Origin of the sequence: Pseudoalteromonas sp. SCQQ13, from assembly GCF_015864415.1 — a bacterium.
GTDB classification, from domain to species: Bacteria; Pseudomonadota; Gammaproteobacteria; order Enterobacterales; family Alteromonadaceae; genus Pseudoalteromonas; species Pseudoalteromonas nigrifaciens.
The window spans coordinates 283,903-299,871 of record NZ_JADYXG010000002.1; the positions used below are offsets into that span (position 1 = coordinate 283,903).

At 39.5% G+C, this 15,969-nt stretch carries 12 protein-coding genes; 1 reads left to right on the forward strand and 11 read right to left on the reverse strand.

Features of this window, described 5'->3' with window-relative positions:
- From mshL to I6F41_RS03035, 5 genes are read right to left on the reverse strand one after another with little or no spacing between them, the layout of a single operon-like run.
- Window positions 1-1,659 carry a pilus (MSHA type) biogenesis protein MshL gene (mshL, locus tag I6F41_RS03015; RefSeq protein ID WP_011329340.1) on the reverse strand — a complete coding sequence of 553 codons (1,659 nt, stop codon included), beginning with the start codon at window positions 1,657-1,659 and terminating at the stop codon, window positions 1-3.
- The gene (locus tag I6F41_RS03020) at window positions 1,637-1,960 is read right to left on the reverse strand and encodes an agglutinin biogenesis protein MshK (protein ID WP_041454587.1); all 324 of its coding nucleotides are present in this window, start codon (window positions 1,958-1,960) and stop codon (window positions 1,637-1,639) included. Before I6F41_RS03020 ends, mshL begins: the two co-directional genes overlap by 23 nt.
- The gene (locus I6F41_RS03025) at window positions 1,938-2,624 is read right to left on the reverse strand and encodes an agglutinin biogenesis protein MshJ (RefSeq protein WP_182683877.1); all 687 of its coding nucleotides are present in this window, start codon (window positions 2,622-2,624) and stop codon (window positions 1,938-1,940) included. The genes I6F41_RS03020 and I6F41_RS03025 overlap by 23 nt, the downstream gene beginning before the upstream one ends.
- On the reverse strand, window positions 2,621-3,220 hold the full coding sequence (locus I6F41_RS03030; protein WP_011329343.1) for a PilN domain-containing protein: 600 nt from the start codon (window positions 3,218-3,220) through the stop codon (window positions 2,621-2,623). Before I6F41_RS03030 ends, I6F41_RS03025 begins: the two co-directional genes overlap by 4 nt.
- Window positions 3,217-4,164, reverse strand: a complete 948-nt coding sequence (locus tag I6F41_RS03035; RefSeq protein WP_197107654.1) for an MSHA biogenesis protein MshI — start codon at window positions 4,162-4,164, stop codon at window positions 3,217-3,219. The genes I6F41_RS03030 and I6F41_RS03035 overlap by 4 nt, the downstream gene beginning before the upstream one ends.
- 76 nt (window positions 4,165-4,240) lie before the next feature.
- On the opposite strand from I6F41_RS03035, the gene I6F41_RS03040 reads away from it, so the two are divergent.
- Window positions 4,241-5,149, forward strand: a complete 909-nt coding sequence (locus tag I6F41_RS03040; protein ID WP_182683876.1) for a 1-aminocyclopropane-1-carboxylate deaminase/D-cysteine desulfhydrase — start codon at window positions 4,241-4,243, stop codon at window positions 5,147-5,149.
- 2 nt (window positions 5,150-5,151) lie between these two features.
- Here I6F41_RS03040 and I6F41_RS03045 read toward each other — a convergent pair whose 3' ends face one another.
- From I6F41_RS03045 to I6F41_RS03070, 6 genes are all read right to left on the reverse strand, one after another.
- Window positions 5,152-6,510, reverse strand: coding sequence for an EAL domain-containing protein (locus I6F41_RS03045; protein WP_197107656.1), 1,359 nt, complete (start codon window positions 6,508-6,510; stop codon window positions 5,152-5,154).
- A gap of 135 nt (window positions 6,511-6,645) precedes the next feature.
- Window positions 6,646-7,806 (reverse strand): cytochrome-c peroxidase, encoded by a 1,161-nt coding sequence (locus I6F41_RS03050; protein ID WP_182683874.1) that lies wholly within the window; start codon window positions 7,804-7,806, stop codon window positions 6,646-6,648.
- Window positions 7,807-7,971: 165 nt separating this feature from the next.
- Window positions 7,972-10,692 (reverse strand): TonB-dependent receptor plug domain-containing protein, encoded by a 2,721-nt coding sequence (locus I6F41_RS03055; protein WP_182683873.1) that lies wholly within the window; start codon window positions 10,690-10,692, stop codon window positions 7,972-7,974.
- Window positions 10,693-13,500 (reverse strand): Ig-like domain-containing protein, encoded by a 2,808-nt coding sequence (locus I6F41_RS03060; RefSeq protein WP_182683872.1) that lies wholly within the window; start codon window positions 13,498-13,500, stop codon window positions 10,693-10,695. It abuts the gene before it with no gap.
- Between the two features lie 194 nt (window positions 13,501-13,694).
- Window positions 13,695-14,429, reverse strand: coding sequence for a single-stranded DNA-binding protein (ssb, locus tag I6F41_RS03065; RefSeq protein ID WP_011329350.1), 735 nt, complete (start codon window positions 14,427-14,429; stop codon window positions 13,695-13,697).
- Between the two features lie 20 nt (window positions 14,430-14,449).
- Window positions 14,450-15,817, reverse strand: a complete 1,368-nt coding sequence (locus I6F41_RS03070; protein ID WP_011329351.1) for an MFS transporter — start codon at window positions 15,815-15,817, stop codon at window positions 14,450-14,452.
- Window positions 15,818-15,969 lie beyond the last annotated feature (152 nt).

The following is a 15,969-nucleotide window of genomic DNA, read 5'->3' on the forward strand; positions in this document are numbered from 1 at the left end:
TTAGTTCTTATACCAAGTGTCTAAAAGCTGACGGCTTTCGGCTTGCTGCTTTTTCCAAGTGTCGGGCATAACCACTGTTGGGCGGATCAAAATAATAAGTTCTTTTTTCTCTTGGCGTTTACGTATGTTTTTAAATAAATTACCAAATATGGGAATATCGCCAAGAATAGGTGTTTTGGTTTCTTCGTCCTGCGTTGAGGTTTGCATTAAGCCACCAATAACCACTATTTCACCGCTTTGAGCGCGAATAACAGTGTCTGACTCTCTAATATTGCTTTGCGCAAGCGGCAACTCAAAGCGTTGGTCATCTAAGGTAATTACCTTTAGCTGCTCTTGGGTTTCGGTTACCGACGGATGGACATGCAAAATAACCGAGCCATACTTATCTATTTGTGGCGTAACATCTAAAGCAATCCCCGAAAAAAACGGCGTTAAGTCAATTTCAGGCGAAGTGGTGGTTGAGGTTCCGGTTACTGTGGTGCTCGACACATTAGTAACAAAATACTCGTCCTGACCTACTTTTATCACTGCTTTTTGATTATTAGTGGCTGTAACCCTAGGATTTGACAACATTTGTACGTCGCCTTGGGTTTCCAATAAATTAATCACGCCGTTAAAATCGCCGCGTTCAATGGTTAACGACGATACCCCGCCAAGCGATGCTGAAAGGTTATTACCAAAATTACCTGCCGTAGTAGCAAAGGATATACTGCTGCCTAAACCGCTTGATATACGCTCCCAGTTAACCCCTTGCTGGTACTCATCTTTTAGCGTTATTTCTATAATTTTTGCCTCAAGAATTACTTGGCGTTGCAGGTTTTCTTGGCTTTGGCGTAAAAATTCTTTTAGCTGGCTAATTTCACTTGGCAAAGCATTTACGGTAACTAAACTGGCTTGAGGACTGGTGATAACATAGCGGCCATCGTTAGCACCAATGAGCGACTTAAGCGCTACTTCTAGCTCTTGCCAAAAATCGTTTTTATTAATTGTTTGAATACGTGAACCGTTTAAATCTAAATTTTGACTGCCACCACCAAACTCATTATTTTGTTGTCCACTGTTACTTGAACCACCACTGGAGCTACCGCTATTTTGTGCTAATTGGCTCACACCACCGGCCACGACACTCACGGTTGACTGCCCATGGCGCTGCATCATTAAATAGTTAACAGGAATAGTTTCGGTGCGCATGATCGCGGGCAGCACTTGCACAATGCGCCCTTCGTTTACAATATCTAACGGGTACATGCGTTTAATAACCGCAATCACCTCATCAAATGTAACCCCTTTTAAATTAAGGCTAATAGTGCCACTTACTTGAGGATGAACTGCTACGCTAAAAGGCGTACCGTCGGTTAGCCCTGCAAAAAATGCTCCCATCTCAACGTCATTAGCGGCCACATCAAAACGCTTTATAGCCAAGTCATCACTCAGACTTTGCTCGTTATTAATTGATGATAATAAGCTTTGTGCTAATTCATTGGGCATCTCTAGTGGCGCAATAGTTTTAGCTTGAGCTGAATCGGCCGCAAACTCTTGTCCAATATGCGATTTAAGCTCTTTACCCGGCTTAAAGCTATGGCAAGCAGTTAAAAACGTCGGTAATAATAAAAGCACCAACCATGGGCTAGATAAATTATTTTTTAATTTTATAGTCATATAATTCTAATTTTATTTGCTTATCATCATTAGCTAACACAACATGTTTTGAGTTGATACTTAGCACTCGAAACCCCTCTATAGCATCGCCTGCTTTATATAGATGCCCTGAAATAATCGCTTTATATGCCGTACTATTTTTAATAATAGATTGCAGCTTAAACTCCGTTTTTTGTGCAACCACTACGCCATTACTGATAAACATTGCGGGCTTAGTTGGATCCAGTAGCTGCGCTGCAGCACTAGGTGTGACAAGGCACACCATTAAAATATAAAAACTATAACGCAATAAATTTTTCATTCGCGCTCACCGTAGCAATTTGCAAAGTTAACTCAGCTTGCGGATACGTCTGTACCTGATAGCTAAACTCTTGAATTAATAATTTGTTTTGATTACTTTTTAACGCAGCTAAATATTGCATTAAATTAAAGTAACTACCGTGTAAGGTAAGCACCATTTGATGTTCAAAAAATAGCGTTTGTGTATCATTTTCCCCTAGTTTTTCTACATCAATTGCTTTAGCTGGCTTTACTTTAAAACTCACAACTTGCACTTCGGTGCTGTTAATTAATAAGTCTTTTAATACCGCGGGCACTTTTTTAGCAGCAATAAACCCTTGGCTAAAGGTATTAAGCTGTTTATTAATGAGCTGCTGCCGTTGTTTTGCTTGCGCTATTTGCTGTTGTAAAACTTGGGTATAGTTATGGCTAAGCGCCTGCTCTAACATAGAAAGTTGGTCGTTTGCTTGCTGTAACTCTTGCAATATTGAATGCTGCTGCGACTCAATTCGACTAACTGCATCTTGCTGTGGAAAAATAAAAAATAACAAACCTAAGTAAATAATGATTAACAAACCAACAAACTGCGTTAAGTACTTCTCACGTTTTTGCAATGCCGCAAACTGCGCTTGATACTTAACCCAAGTAGGCCAACTTGTTTTTTTGCTCTCTTTATTTTGGCTCATGGCTTAACTCCCTTACCGCTCAGGTCGGTGGCAACGTTAAACTCGCTAACCCCATCTTCAGTAGCTAGCTCCAGCACTGAGAACTCTTTATCAGCAAAAAAAGTGGATTGCTTTAAATTACTAAACCAAATGGGTAAATACTTAGACTGTAAGGTTTGCCCATGCAAAGTAACTTTTTGGCCTATAAACTGAATTTCGGTAAGCCAAATATTCGATTCATGATATTGCGCTAAATCTCGCATTACTTCGGCATAATCGGTTTTAGATTGTGCTGATGTTTGCGCTAAGTAGCTAAACACTTGTTGTTTATGCTGTATTTCTTGCTGTAGTGTTTTTAATTCACTTATTAATAATGTTTTATTTTGTTTATCGGCAAGTTGCTGTTTTACCACTTCTAGCTGAGTTTTAGCTTGCTTAAGCTGCACTTTACTTTGCTGTAAAAGTATATGGTTTGCATGTTCTTTGTAGGCATAAAGTGACCACACAATAGCAATAATAATTAACGCGCCACCCCACAGTATTAGCATATTTTGCAGTAATACTGGATCACGCCTTACACGTAAGGACTTTTGATAAAAGTTAATCCGGGTTTTCATATCACAGACTCCGGCTCAGTTAATTGATAAGCCGCACCCAATGCGTAGTAATATTGCGTTTCTAATTGCTGTGCTAGGTCTAGGGTTGGTTTAAAATCAATCACTTTAACTTGTAAAAACTCAGCCAACTCTGCTCTAAGTGTTAGTGACGTCAAATCGTCACACTGTAGCTGAATACTGCGAATAGGTGGCTGCTTCAACTGGCTCTCAAAAAAGTCCATAGAACGCTGAATTTCAAGTCCAAATGCCTCTACCAACTCTTGGCTTTGATCTTTATCTGACATACCCAGTAAGCCATTTAAACGCCGAGTAAGTAATAGCTGCCCATCGCGAATAATTAAAATACGTGGCTCAAAGCTGGCATGCTGCACAATGAGCATGTGGGCGTCTTTACTCGTGCCGAGTAGAGTTACAAGAGTCATTTCCTCTGATGTCATAGTGCGTAAAAGAGGCTTTACCTGCTTAAAACTATCTATAAACGGCAATAACTGCAGCTTACTGGTAATAAACACGTTCATTTTTTTACTTTGCATCGGCAATGTAATTGGATAATCAATAAAATCAGCAACAATATTTTCAGGATCAATATTTTCAGGATCAATATCGACTAGATCTTTCGTTGTCCACGGTAGCGATTGAATGATCTCTTCATCACTTAGTGCGGGTTTTTCTATTTGTACAATTTGATAAAGAGAATGAGGAATAACTAAGTTCACTGCGCACACATCACTACTAACCTGTTGCGTACATAGCGTAATTGCAGCAGTATAGTCATGTTTTTCAGTGATCTCTACACTGTGATATTTGTGTATTTTCCAGTGTCCATACTGTTTTTTTAAACAGACTGCATTAACGGTATTAGCATATGTTGCTACACCTACAACTGTATTTTTATCTAAACTACGCTTGAACAAGGAAAACAGTGAAAACAGTTTTCTTTTCATATAGCTACTATTATTATTAGTCGATGTACTAACTGTCGTACATTTTCATTACTTTGCCAAGTGATTATTACAAATAATGTTAAATAAACTTAAAATAAATGAAAACAATCAAATACAACAAATAGATAGTGATTTATTAAAGCGCAAAAATATATTTTTAGGCGTTAAGCGCGATGATCTACTCCACCCCCTCATAAGTGGAAATAAATGGCGAAAGCTTAAATACAATTTAGCCCAGATGCAGGCGCTTAAAAAAACTGAATTACTCACTTTTGGTGGTGCTTTTTCTAATCATATTCATGCGTGTGCGGCGGCTGGCAAGTTTTTTAATATAAAAACGCACGGGATTATTCGCGGCCCAGAACTAGACCCTAACAATCCTACACTTTTGTTCGCACAGCAATGTGGTATGCAGCTACACCCAATCACACGTATAGAGTACAAACAACGTAACCAAAGCGATTATTTAGCGCAGTTACAATCGCGTTTCCCTAATGCCTATATTTTACCTGAAGGTGGGACAAATAAACTGGCGCTTGAGGGTTGTAAAGAGCTTGCCCTGAGCTTACCTAAGCACGACTACTTAGTTTGCCCCACAGGAAGCGGTGGCACCTTAGCGGGACTTATTGAAGGCAGTTCAGTTAATACAACGGTACTGGGAATTGCGGTACTAAAACAAGCAGACTATTTACGCGATGAAATTAAAGCGCTTAGCCCTAAAGCCGCTTCACAAACTAATTGGCAATTATTATGTGATTTTCATGGTGGTGGTTATGGTAAGTTTTCTGCCGAACTTTGGCAGTTTTGCCAATACATGAAAACTGAGCACCAACTGCCATTAGAGCCTATTTATACTGGTAAAATGATGCATGCTTTGTGGCAATTAATTGCGCAGGACTACTTTGCGCCAGGCAGTAAAATTATTGCGGTTCATACGGGTGGGTTACAAGGATTAGATGGTTTAAAATACAGAGGACTTATTTAAAATTAATGAAATACGGTTTGTGTAAAATCAGGCAACAACTGCGTAAAATAAAACCCCTGCGCGGCATCTACCCCTAAAATAGTAAGCATTTGTAGCTCTTGTTTGGTTTCTACGTCACTAGCAAATACCGCTATATTTAATAACTGGCACGCATTTACAATGTTTTTTACACAACTTTGTTGATGCGCGCTTGCCTCTATTGAGTGCACTAAATCGTAGGCTAATTTAACTCCTAAAACTTGTGGATAATTAACCAGTTGAATAATATGGTCGCTACTTTTAATACCATCAATAATAATCTGATAATTTAGCTTAGTTATTATTTTTAATACGCCTTGTAAACGTATTTGATATTTAAAAAAGTCTGCTGCATTTATTTCAAATTGTAGTTTATGCTCTATTTTAAAATCGCTTACTTGCGTTATTAGCCATTGCCAAAACGCTTTGTTAAACCAATTTTTAGGATGTAAGCTAATGCTAATAATTGCGGCTGAAGTATCTGCTAGTAATAGCTTTTTAACTTTGATGATAATTGCTTGATCAAATAAAAATGCGTCTTGATCATTATCTAGCTGATTAATGCCAGCATTAGCTAGCAGTAACTCATTAGCGCCACCGCGTACTCTAATCAACACTTCATGTTGCAAAATACGCCCACTATCGAGCTCAAATAAAGGCTGAAAATAAATTACAAACTTATTTTTTTTAATGCTTTTTATTATTTGGTTATTCGAAAATATATTTACTCGGCTATGGCTTATTCCCAAGCGATGACAATGCTGTAATGGGCTTTGCTGCGATAAAGTTAACGCAGATTTTGCTTGTTGATAAACCAGTGTTTGATTAGCACTTGCTCTGTAATTACACAGGCCTATTTTTACATTTTTTGCCGTTAAGTGTTTTTGATGCTTTTTACATATTGTTAGTGCACAAAAATTTAAGCACTCAATGTACAGCTCTAACTTAATGATTGGAATATGCTTTATGGTTACCGCTAAGTTACCCGCACTTAATAATTTAACTGAAATATAGTTTAACGCAGGTAAGTTTTTTGCAAGTAGAATTTTAAAACTAGCTTCTAGATCAGTACTGGGATCAAAATGACAATGACACTCGATCAGGGCAAATATATTATAAGCTGCTGCCGTACTACTCTCACTTAAAAGGCGGTCATTACCTAAAGTATTAGTAGGCGCTGTTTCTGCCTCTACTTTATGCTTTACATTAAACCTTGATTTCAATGACGCTACTCGGGTTGCTAAATGAGCAACCCAGCGAGTTGCCGCTAATATAATTAAATTTAGCAACACAACAAGATGAGCCTTAAAGCGGTTAATAAACTTAAGCTTACCCTTTTGCATAACGCACTCGCTAGTTAAATTACTAGCTAAAGTGTTGTCTAAGATCCCAAGAAGCACAAGGTAATAGTAAAAGTTTAGTATTGCATTTATAGCTAAGAAATAATGTTTATAAACTTCTCTAAATAACTTAAAACGTTATACCTCATTTAGCTCTTGTACTATAAACGTTTTGTGCGGACCCGCAGCCGGAGCGCTAGTAATAGAGTGTAAAAATGCCTCAAGAGCTTTTTTTTCTTTGCTCGTTAACGATAAAGGCTGCAGTATTTTAGATGTTTGTGGTGACAAAGGATCGTTAGGATCTTTATTAAAAACAAAGCCACCAGCATTATAAATATTTAAAACACCCGCAATAGAAGGAAACACACCATTATGCATCCACGGCTTACTATTCATCACATTTCTTAAGCTGGGAGTTTTAAATTTGCCTATATCGTCAGGGTTTTTGGTCACATTATAACGACCAAGATCTTCACGCTTTCGTTTATAGTAAGTTAACCCCAAATTATGAAATTTATTGTCTGAAAAAAGCGCTCCAGAATGGCAATTAATACACCGTGCTTTAGTTCTAAATAAGTGCAGCCCCCACAACGCTTGATCACTGAGTTTTTGTTGTAGCTGTTGCTTTAATTTTTTATCTTGAGTTTCACCAGCCTTTACAAAGTAATCAAAGGCCGAATTGCGCGACACTATAGTGCGTTGGTAGGTAGCAAGAGCTTGGGCAATGCGTGTAGCGGTTATTTCGCTTTGCCCAAATACCTGGTTAAACTTTTTTTGATAAGCTTGATCTTGATTGATCCGCGCTTCTAGCTCTGCAATAGTAAAGTTCATTTCAACGGGATCTTCAACGGGCATTAACGACTGCTGCTCTAAAGTTTGCGCGCGTCCATCCCAAAATAAAGACTGCCAAAATGCTGCATTTTCTATACTTGGTGCGTTACGCTTGCCATTTAACCTATCGTGTCCAAAAGAAAGTTTGCGGCCATCAGCCCAACCTAAATCTCGATCGTGACAACTCGCACAAGCCACTTGCCCAGAGCGAGATAGTTTAGGGTCGTTAAACAACTGCTCGCCTAAACGCATTTTTGCGGCACTAAATTGATTGTTTTTAGGAAATGTTACCTCTGGTAAAAGTGTAATTTCAGCATGGGTAATATCTGCATCTAAATTGGGCTTAGGCCACTGTTCTTGCGGCTTTAAATATTGCTCACGTAACTGAGTAAAATCGATTGAATCTGCATTGGCTAAGTTAAACCAAGTAGCAACAAAAAATAAGATATTAATAAATAATAAGCGCATAAGTTTTTATCGTGTTTTAAGTAAATGTGTGTCAAGTTACGGGGCTAAACCACAGCTATAACAGTAAATAACCAGAGCTCTGGATAAAAAGTCTATCTCTAGTAGCTACTTTCACCGTTAATTGCACCTGACTAGAGAAATAAAAAAACCTTACAGTTCAATCTGTTAGTAATTAATATTGGCCCCTAGCCAAAACCGACGTCCTAACTCAATGCCTGTATTATACGGGCTAATTTGATAGGTACGTTTATTTAAGATGTTTTCCGCCTCAAAGCTCAAAGTTATTTGGTAGTTATTAGCTACCGCCACAGTGTATTTAACACTGGTATTTAACAGCCAAAATGCAGGGCGTTTTTCAATACGGTACACAGGGTACTCACGGCGATTTGGCGCACATCCATCACAAATATTACTGGCTTCTTTAATTGATTGCGTTTTGCTCGTGGCGTAAATAGCATCTTGCCCACCGTTGTAACGTGCGTAGGCCGATAGCGTCCAATTATCCCACTGCCCACCCCAGCTTAAATTTGCAATCACCGGGCGGTTAAAGTCTTGTTTTTCTAACTCCATATCATGTCGAGTTACTAAATAATAATTAGCTTTATTAGTACTTCCGGCAATATCGTAATGATCAGAACGTAAAAAAACCAACTCATTATCATCATACGAAAAATCTAAAAAAGCGTCCCCATCGCCATTAAAAGAGCGCGGTTCACCATCAAATTGCTCGCGACTGGTGGTATTAGTTGCATGCGATACATTAAATTCAACATGTTGATTATTGTAAGTTGCCATCCAAGACAAGGTATAACGCTGATACCGGCTACTGCCCGAGTTAGCACCAAATAAAGTGGCTTCGCCTACATCGTTAGTGCCTTTTACACGGTTAACCGCATCTTGCTGCTCTCGATACAGCCATTTTAACTCCAGCGTTCCGCCTAGTAATTGATGACGATAAGCAGCCGACAGCTCATCACTAAACGGCGTTTTTAAATCAGAGTAAACATAACGATAGCCGCGGTTGCTTAACTGCGCTTGCCATTGCTGTGGCTGTTGCTGATAGATAGCCCGCACTTCGGTATAGCTAGGCTGCATGGCTTGGTTTAGCTTATAACTAATTGAGTCGTCTGCATAATACCGATTAGCACCGAGCACTATTTTACCTTGATCATTAAATACCGATACGCTGCCACGTAGTCGTGGGGCAAAATTATGGTTTTTAAGAAAATCGTTATAATCGTAACGCACTCCTAAATTTAAACTGTAATTTTGCCATTCAAATTCATTTTCTACATAAGCCGACAATTGATTAAGCTTTACACTAGCTGTTGATTTAGGTGTAATTTGGCGATATTGAAAATACTGCCCTGTTGTAGCGAAGTTATTTTGATAAATTAAAAAGTCATCGGGATTTGATAAATCAAGTGCGTGTCCAAGTTTTGCTTCTATATCTGCCACTGATTGATATAAACGCGTTTCAATACAGTCAAGTGTATAACCTGCACAATCTATTTGCGGCGACACAATAGCGCCATTATATACAATTGCATCTTCTAGGCGGTCAAATACTGAGTTTTGCTGAGCTAACTCATAACCAAACGATAAATTACTATAAGCGCCCAGCCATGTCTTACTGGCAAGCTCGAAATCTTGTTTTAAACTGACCGTTTGTTGTCGCTTTTCTATATCGCCAAAGCCGCCTTCTAAACTGGTAATAGAGCCATCAATATTACCCCAATCTGTACCCGGTATATTTAGCCAAGCATAACGTATCGAACTGGTGTTTTTACTGTTGCGACTATCGCTATAACCAAGCTGGGTTTTAATATAAGCCCAACTCCTATCTGCTTGCCAAGTAAGTGATGCGTTATTGCCTCCCCCTTCAATGTTGTAATCACTGTTTTTAGCATTTACATCAAAGTAATCACCTTTATAAGGAGCAAATAAAAAGCTAAATGAAAAGTCATCGTTAGCGGTTGCTGCATAATCTAGTTTTACTAAACCGTTATAATTGGTTTGCTGCTGTAGTCGTGTTTGCCCTAATTGCTGTAGGCTCTCTTGTGATTGCGTATATTGAAATTGGCCAATAAACCCCAGCTTATCGGTTAGTGGGGTAGCAATGTAGGTACTTAAATCACGCTTATTAAAAATAGCACTGTTAAGTTCGTTATCGCCACTAAAGTCGGGGGCATAAAGCTTATGATACTCAACCCAATCGTCACTCGTTTGCCGATAATTAATGCCAAATTGCAGTTTATCGCCCGCTTTTCGGGTTTCGGCTTTAACTAGTCCACCAGTAAAATTACCGTATTTTGCCGGTATGTTACTGTCGTATACTTCTAAATGGTCAATTAAATCTAAATTTAAAAAAACAGCTTGAGTGTGACCACTTACATCTTGCGCTAAGTTTTTGTCAAAATTGGCGCTGTCATTATTAAGGTTTGAGTTATTAGATAATCCATCAATTAAATACCCTGTAGCATTACCTTGCGCACCTGCAAGCGACACTTCCGATGGCTTAATATTACTAACCTGATCCGCAGCATAAGCAGTTTCACCATACTGCACACCAGGTAAAACCCCTAAAACATCGTTTAAGTTACCATTACCAAAGCGATAGTCTCGCAGCATTTTTCTGTCAAGGGTATACACCCCTTGGCTACTTACCGAAATAGGGTTTGGTCGCTGCCCTGTTACCTCTATAATTTCGATATTTTCGCTGCAAGTATCAGTATTTTTTTTACATTGTTGATAGTGACTTGTAGCAATTACTTTAGCCGGTGTTTTCTCTGCTGCACTTGCTTCATCTAGCACTGTGCTTTGCGCTGCAGCTGCAACATGCGTGAGCGAAGTACAAGCTAGCGCTATAAATGTTAAATATTGCATTTAATGTCGATTCGGATTTAATGGAAACGCATCACTGTCATCGTTGACACCGTCGTTGTCGCTATCTAAGTCTAATTCTATCCCTGAATTAGCAATCATTTGTGCGCTTGCATGGGCGGTAAAAAAGTTCGCCTTGCCATCGTTATCAGTGTCAACACTGGCAACCTCTGAGCCTATAAAGGCGTCAAAACGGCTCAAACGGCCTATAACATTTGTTGCTATAGCGTCTTTTTCTACTACACCTAAAACTTCTTTTTCTGTTAATTTATAAGCACTTTTAAACATAGTAAGCTGGGCGTATTGATCTGCAAACACAGGCAAATAACGCACTTGTAACTGCAATGAAGCACTTTCTAAGCGCGCCAAATTCCAATCAATAAGCTCTGCCCACATACTTTTAGCTGCAGTAATTAATGAGGCATATTCTGCTTTTGTGCCCGCTACATACAACAGCTGATTTAAGTACTGCTTAAAGTTAATTTTTGATTTGCTAGAGCCATCAAAAAATTTCTCACTAAGAGCAAAACGCTCAGCGAGAGCGACCTTTTCTTCACCCTGTATTACCAGCTGTATATATTGCGCATAATACTGGTTTGCTAAAGCAAACTGACCATTTAAGCCAAGCGCACTGCCCAACTTACCAATATCCGTAATTTTTTGTATTAGCGCTTGCTCAGTGTAAGTTGCAATATACTGCTGCACTTTATTAACTAATGGCGCGGCTTCGGCGGTTTGACCTAAAGCTTGGTGATAAGGAATAAGATCGATATTGGCATCAACAACATCCTCTTTAAATACGTTAATACCATCTACTTGGCTGTATTTTGTTAATGCTATTTCGCGGCATGTTTGTAGTGTGTTGGCCGCTTGAGTTTGGTACTTTTCGTCATGTGTAATATTTATAATGGTGAGTAGTTGCTCTAACGCAAGCTGACACCCTGTAGCACCAGTAACAAATACGTGGTTTTTAATATTCTGTGCTAAATATGCTTCAGAGCTAAGTAACTCAATGCCTGTGGCAATAAACTTAGCTGCCGCGTCATAATTCCCTAACTCAATATAAATTCCCGAGGCACCTAGTTTACTCGCATTAAATGCAACTAGCTGAGTAAACAGTGGGCGTAAATTATTAGCATCACGTGTTGCTAAAATTAATTGCAAGCTACTATCTATATCGGCCGAATTACGTACATGTGCTAGCAATTGTGCATCTGCTGCCTTATTTTTAGCTAACTGGTAATGACTACTGTCTTTTTCAAAGGCGCTTAAAAACTTGCTTTCAACATCAAGTGCCGGATAAAGCTGCACAAAGTATGCTGCGGTGTTAATTAAGCCATACGGGTATTCCATGCTGGTTACGTTTGCATATTGATTAGCTGTACGCGGATAATCTGCGTCTATATTAACAACCCCATATAAAGCAAATATATCGGCCAGTACTGACTTGGCTTTTTGTGTTGCATTTAACGCCAGGTAGTTTGCCATAACATTACTCAGCGCTGCTTGGCGTGAGCTAAAATAGGGTTTTCCTTGATTGCCATTTTTATTATTTTTTACATAACTGTAGCCAATCATATTGGCATAACGATACAACCTATCGGCCATACTAAGTGCATAATCGTAGTCGGCTTGGTTTCGAGATTGACGCCAATTATTAACCACATCCTCTACTCGGTCGCGATAACCAAAAAAAAGCAATAAGGCTTGCGTTGTTTGCTCCTCTCCTAGCGCCGAGCTAAATAAAATATCGAGAATATTAAAACTAACACTTGCCAACTCAGACTCACCCGCCTGTAAGTAAGACAAAGCTAAATCATTATAAAAACGCTGATCCTCACTATTAAAGGCACTAATTCCTTTGGCTGCAACGTACTCTGCATAAAGGTTTTTTGCTGTTAAACGCAGTTCATTACCCTGCTCGTTATTGCCTTGCTTACTATATAAGGTAGCTACCTCTAACAAGGCAATAGCGCGTATATTATTACGCGCTATTTTATCAACCGAGGTTAAACGTGTAACTTCACTATTTAATCCAGCTTGTGCATAACCTACTGCAAGCGATGCATTTATTGCGCTTAGATTAATATCATTTTGTAACTCGCTTGCAAGTAACTCCGCCTGCTTTAAATGCGATTCATCACTGGCATAGTAGTAATAAGCGCGATCAGCATTAGTCGACAAATTAGTGGTTATAATTAAGTTTTTACTCACCACAGCGCCATTGCCATCTGCAACCGTTAGCTCAAAACTATCCTCTAGATTTTCTAGGCGTGTAGTTTGGTAACTAATTTCGCCATTGCTAGCATTAATTAGCAAAGTGCCATGCTCTGCTGGGCGTGAAATACTATAGCTGAGGGGGTCGTTATCTACATCGGATACATTAACTTTGCCGCGCTTAATTTCACCACCGCTCACAATCACTTTATCGATATGAATAACTGGTGCATCATTAATTGCTGTAACAACTACCAGCACACGACTAGTAGTTAGGTTTCCACCATCAGATACTGCAACCTGAAAGCTATCTTCGCCATTAAAATTGGCTTTGGGGGTATAGCTAATATGACCACTATTAGCATTAACAGCAACTGCGCCGTTAGCCGCAGCATTTGCTAAATAAAATGTCAGAAGGTCGTTTTCTGCATCGGTTGCAGCAACCATTAAGCTTGCAACACTGTCTTCGTTTAGTTGGATTTGGTAACTGGCTTGTGAAAAAATAGGCGCTGAGTTAGCTCCACCACCAGAGCCGCAACCAGTGAGCGCTAATGCTGCAAAGATTATTACTAAAGCTAAACGTTTAAGAGACATGCCTATTTCTCAGATAAAAACCGAAGGCGCATGTTAATGCAAACTATTATCAATATCAATCGCTTTAATAATATTAATCTACCCTGAACTCTATTTAAAACCTCATTTTAAAAACAAAAAACCCAGCAGTTACGCTGGGTTTAGATAATATTAAATGCCTAAATTGACACTCTATATTCTATTTTTGTCTTTGGTTAGAATGGTATGTCGTCGTCAAAATCAATGGTTGGTTCCATTGGGTTAGACGCGCCGCCTTGTGGAGCATTTTGCGGTTTAGGAGCAAAGCCACCTTGCTGTTGTGGTGCACTGCTTTGCTGTGGTGCAAAACCACCTTGTGGCTGCTGATATTGGTTATTTTGTTGTGGTGCAGGAGCCGACTGTGGCTGTGCTGCTGGTGCAGACTGCTGTTGTGGAGTATAACCGCCTTGCTGTTGGTTATTTTGCCCCTGGTTGCTTTGGTAACCACCACTTTGTTGGCCGCCTTGTGATTGGTTATTTTGATAACCACCACTTTGCTGTCCGCCTTGTGATTGATTACCTTGGTAACCACCGCTTTGTTGTCCACCTTGCTGGTCGCCACCACGGCTCCCTAACATTTGCATTTGGCCGGTAAAACCGTCAACTACAATTTCAGTCGTGTATTTTTCTTGGCCTTGTGGATCAGTCCATTTACGTGTCTGAAGTTTGCCTTCAACATAAATTTGTGAACCTTTGCGGCAATACTCGCCAACAATTTCTGCCAATTTGCCAAAAAATACCACACGGTGCCACTCAGTTTTATCAACCATTTGGCCAGTGTTTTTGTCTTTGTAGCTATCTGAAGTTGCTAAGGTGATATTTGCTACACCGTTGCCATTAGGCATATAACGTACTTCAGGATCTTGTCCTAAATTACCAACCAAAATTACTTTGTTCACACCGCGTGCCATGGAACTATCTCCTATAAACGTTAGATTAAACCAGCTACTTTACGTGCTTGGTCTAGGTCAAATTCTTTATCATTAATCTTTAAGTAGCTGCGGCTTTCGTCGCGCACTACAGTTGCTTCTATTACGCCAGGTAAAGCAACTAACAGAGAAGCAAGCGACTGTGCCTGCTCTTCTGAGTCTAATTTGGTCATTAAGCTAATAACTTTACTTTTGGGTGGGACTTGCATTTTCCACGCAATAATAAGCCATATTAACCCAACAAGTGCCGCTGCCGCAAACACCGCTTGCGTTGTTGTGGTTTGTGCTACATAACCGCCAAGCATACCGCCTAAAAAGGCACCTAAAAACTGGCTAGTAGAATACCCACCCATGGCAGAACCTTTTTGGCTTGCTGGTGCAATACGCGATACTAGCGCTGGCATGGTGGCTTCTAAAAAGTTAAATGCAACAAAATACAACAGCATACAAGCAGCAATACCTACAATACTGTTAACCCATACCGACATAGCCAGCATGCTCAACATTAACAGTATAACGGAGCCAATAAATGCCTGCTTTTCTTTCTCTTTTTTAATGGCGATTATCATAATAGGCACCATTAATAAAAAAGCTAAAAATAATACTGGGATATATAAATGCCAGTGATTATCGGCCACTAAGCCATCTTTAATAAGCTGACTCGGTAACACTACAAAAATAGTAGTGAGGGTTAAATGTAATAGTAATACGCCCGCATTTAAGCGCGCTAGCTGCGGGTGTTTAATCAATTTTTTAATATCGCTAAAGCTGGCGAGCGTATCGCCTTTAGGAGCTTTATTAACCGCATTAGGTACTAGCATAGTCACTATAAATATGCCGATTATAGCTAATATTGCGGTTAACCAAAATACCCCCGAAATACCCCACGAGGCAGCGACGATTGGCCCAAGTAACATAGCAAACGCAAAGCTCATGCCTATGCTCATACCAATAACAGCCATTACTTTGGGGCGTTGTTCATCGCGGCTTAAATCGGAAGCAAACGCCAGTAATGCACTGGCTATAGCGCCCATACCTTGTAACGCACGTCCAACTGTAACCATTTGAATTGAATCGGCTAATGCCGCTATTACCGAGCCCAGCGCAAACATTAGTAAGCCGCCAACAATAACCTTTTTACGGCCAATTTTATCAGACAATCGACCCATAGGTATTTGCAATACCGCTTGGGTTAAACCATACGCGCCAATAGCAAAGCCTATCCAGATAGGCGAAAAGCCCTCCAATGATTGGCCATAAATAGCTAATACAGGCATCAGCATAAATAAGCCGAGCATTCTAAATGCAAACACACTAGCTAGCGATATAGCCGCGCGTTTTTCTCGTGAATTAAGTGAAGATGCGGTCATTATTTGCGTGATCTTACTGTGTGGAAAATTTAGGCTGAGATTCTACCATAAGCTTACTAATAATTAATCGTCATAAGTAAGGATTTTTCATTGATCATAGATTAATAATGTTACGTATTATGCGATACTGGACAAATAATTTTGGTAATAGA

What these genes read in the sequence shown, in the direction of transcription:
- mshL (WP_011329340.1), bottom strand. Translation starts at nt 1,659, where the DNA reads ATGACTATAAAATTAAAAAATAATTTATCTAGCCCATGGTTGGTGCTT.
- I6F41_RS03020 (WP_041454587.1), bottom strand. Translation starts at nt 1,960, where the DNA reads ATGAAAAATTTATTGCGTTATAGTTTTTATATTTTAATGGTGTGCCTT.
- I6F41_RS03025 (WP_182683877.1), bottom strand. Translation starts at nt 2,624, where the DNA reads ATGAGCCAAAATAAAGAGAGCAAAAAAACAAGTTGGCCTACTTGGGTT.
- I6F41_RS03030 (WP_011329343.1), bottom strand. Translation starts at nt 3,220, where the DNA reads ATGAAAACCCGGATTAACTTTTATCAAAAGTCCTTACGTGTAAGGCGT.
- I6F41_RS03035 (WP_197107654.1), bottom strand. Translation starts at nt 4,164, where the DNA reads ATGAAAAGAAAACTGTTTTCACTGTTTTCCTTGTTCAAGCGTAGTTTA.
- I6F41_RS03040 (WP_182683876.1), top strand. Translation starts at nt 4,241, where the DNA reads ATGTTAAATAAACTTAAAATAAATGAAAACAATCAAATACAACAAATA.
- I6F41_RS03045 (WP_197107656.1), bottom strand. Translation starts at nt 6,510, where the DNA reads ATGCAAAAGGGTAAGCTTAAGTTTATTAACCGCTTTAAGGCTCATCTT.
- I6F41_RS03050 (WP_182683874.1), bottom strand. Translation starts at nt 7,806, where the DNA reads ATGCGCTTATTATTTATTAATATCTTATTTTTTGTTGCTACTTGGTTT.
- I6F41_RS03055 (WP_182683873.1), bottom strand. Translation starts at nt 10,692, where the DNA reads ATGCAATATTTAACATTTATAGCGCTAGCTTGTACTTCGCTCACGCAT.
- I6F41_RS03060 (WP_182683872.1), bottom strand. Translation starts at nt 13,500, where the DNA reads ATGTCTCTTAAACGTTTAGCTTTAGTAATAATCTTTGCAGCATTAGCG.
- ssb (WP_011329350.1), bottom strand. Translation starts at nt 14,429, where the DNA reads ATGGCACGCGGTGTGAACAAAGTAATTTTGGTTGGTAATTTAGGACAA.
- I6F41_RS03070 (WP_011329351.1), bottom strand. Translation starts at nt 15,817, where the DNA reads ATGACCGCATCTTCACTTAATTCACGAGAAAAACGCGCGGCTATATCG.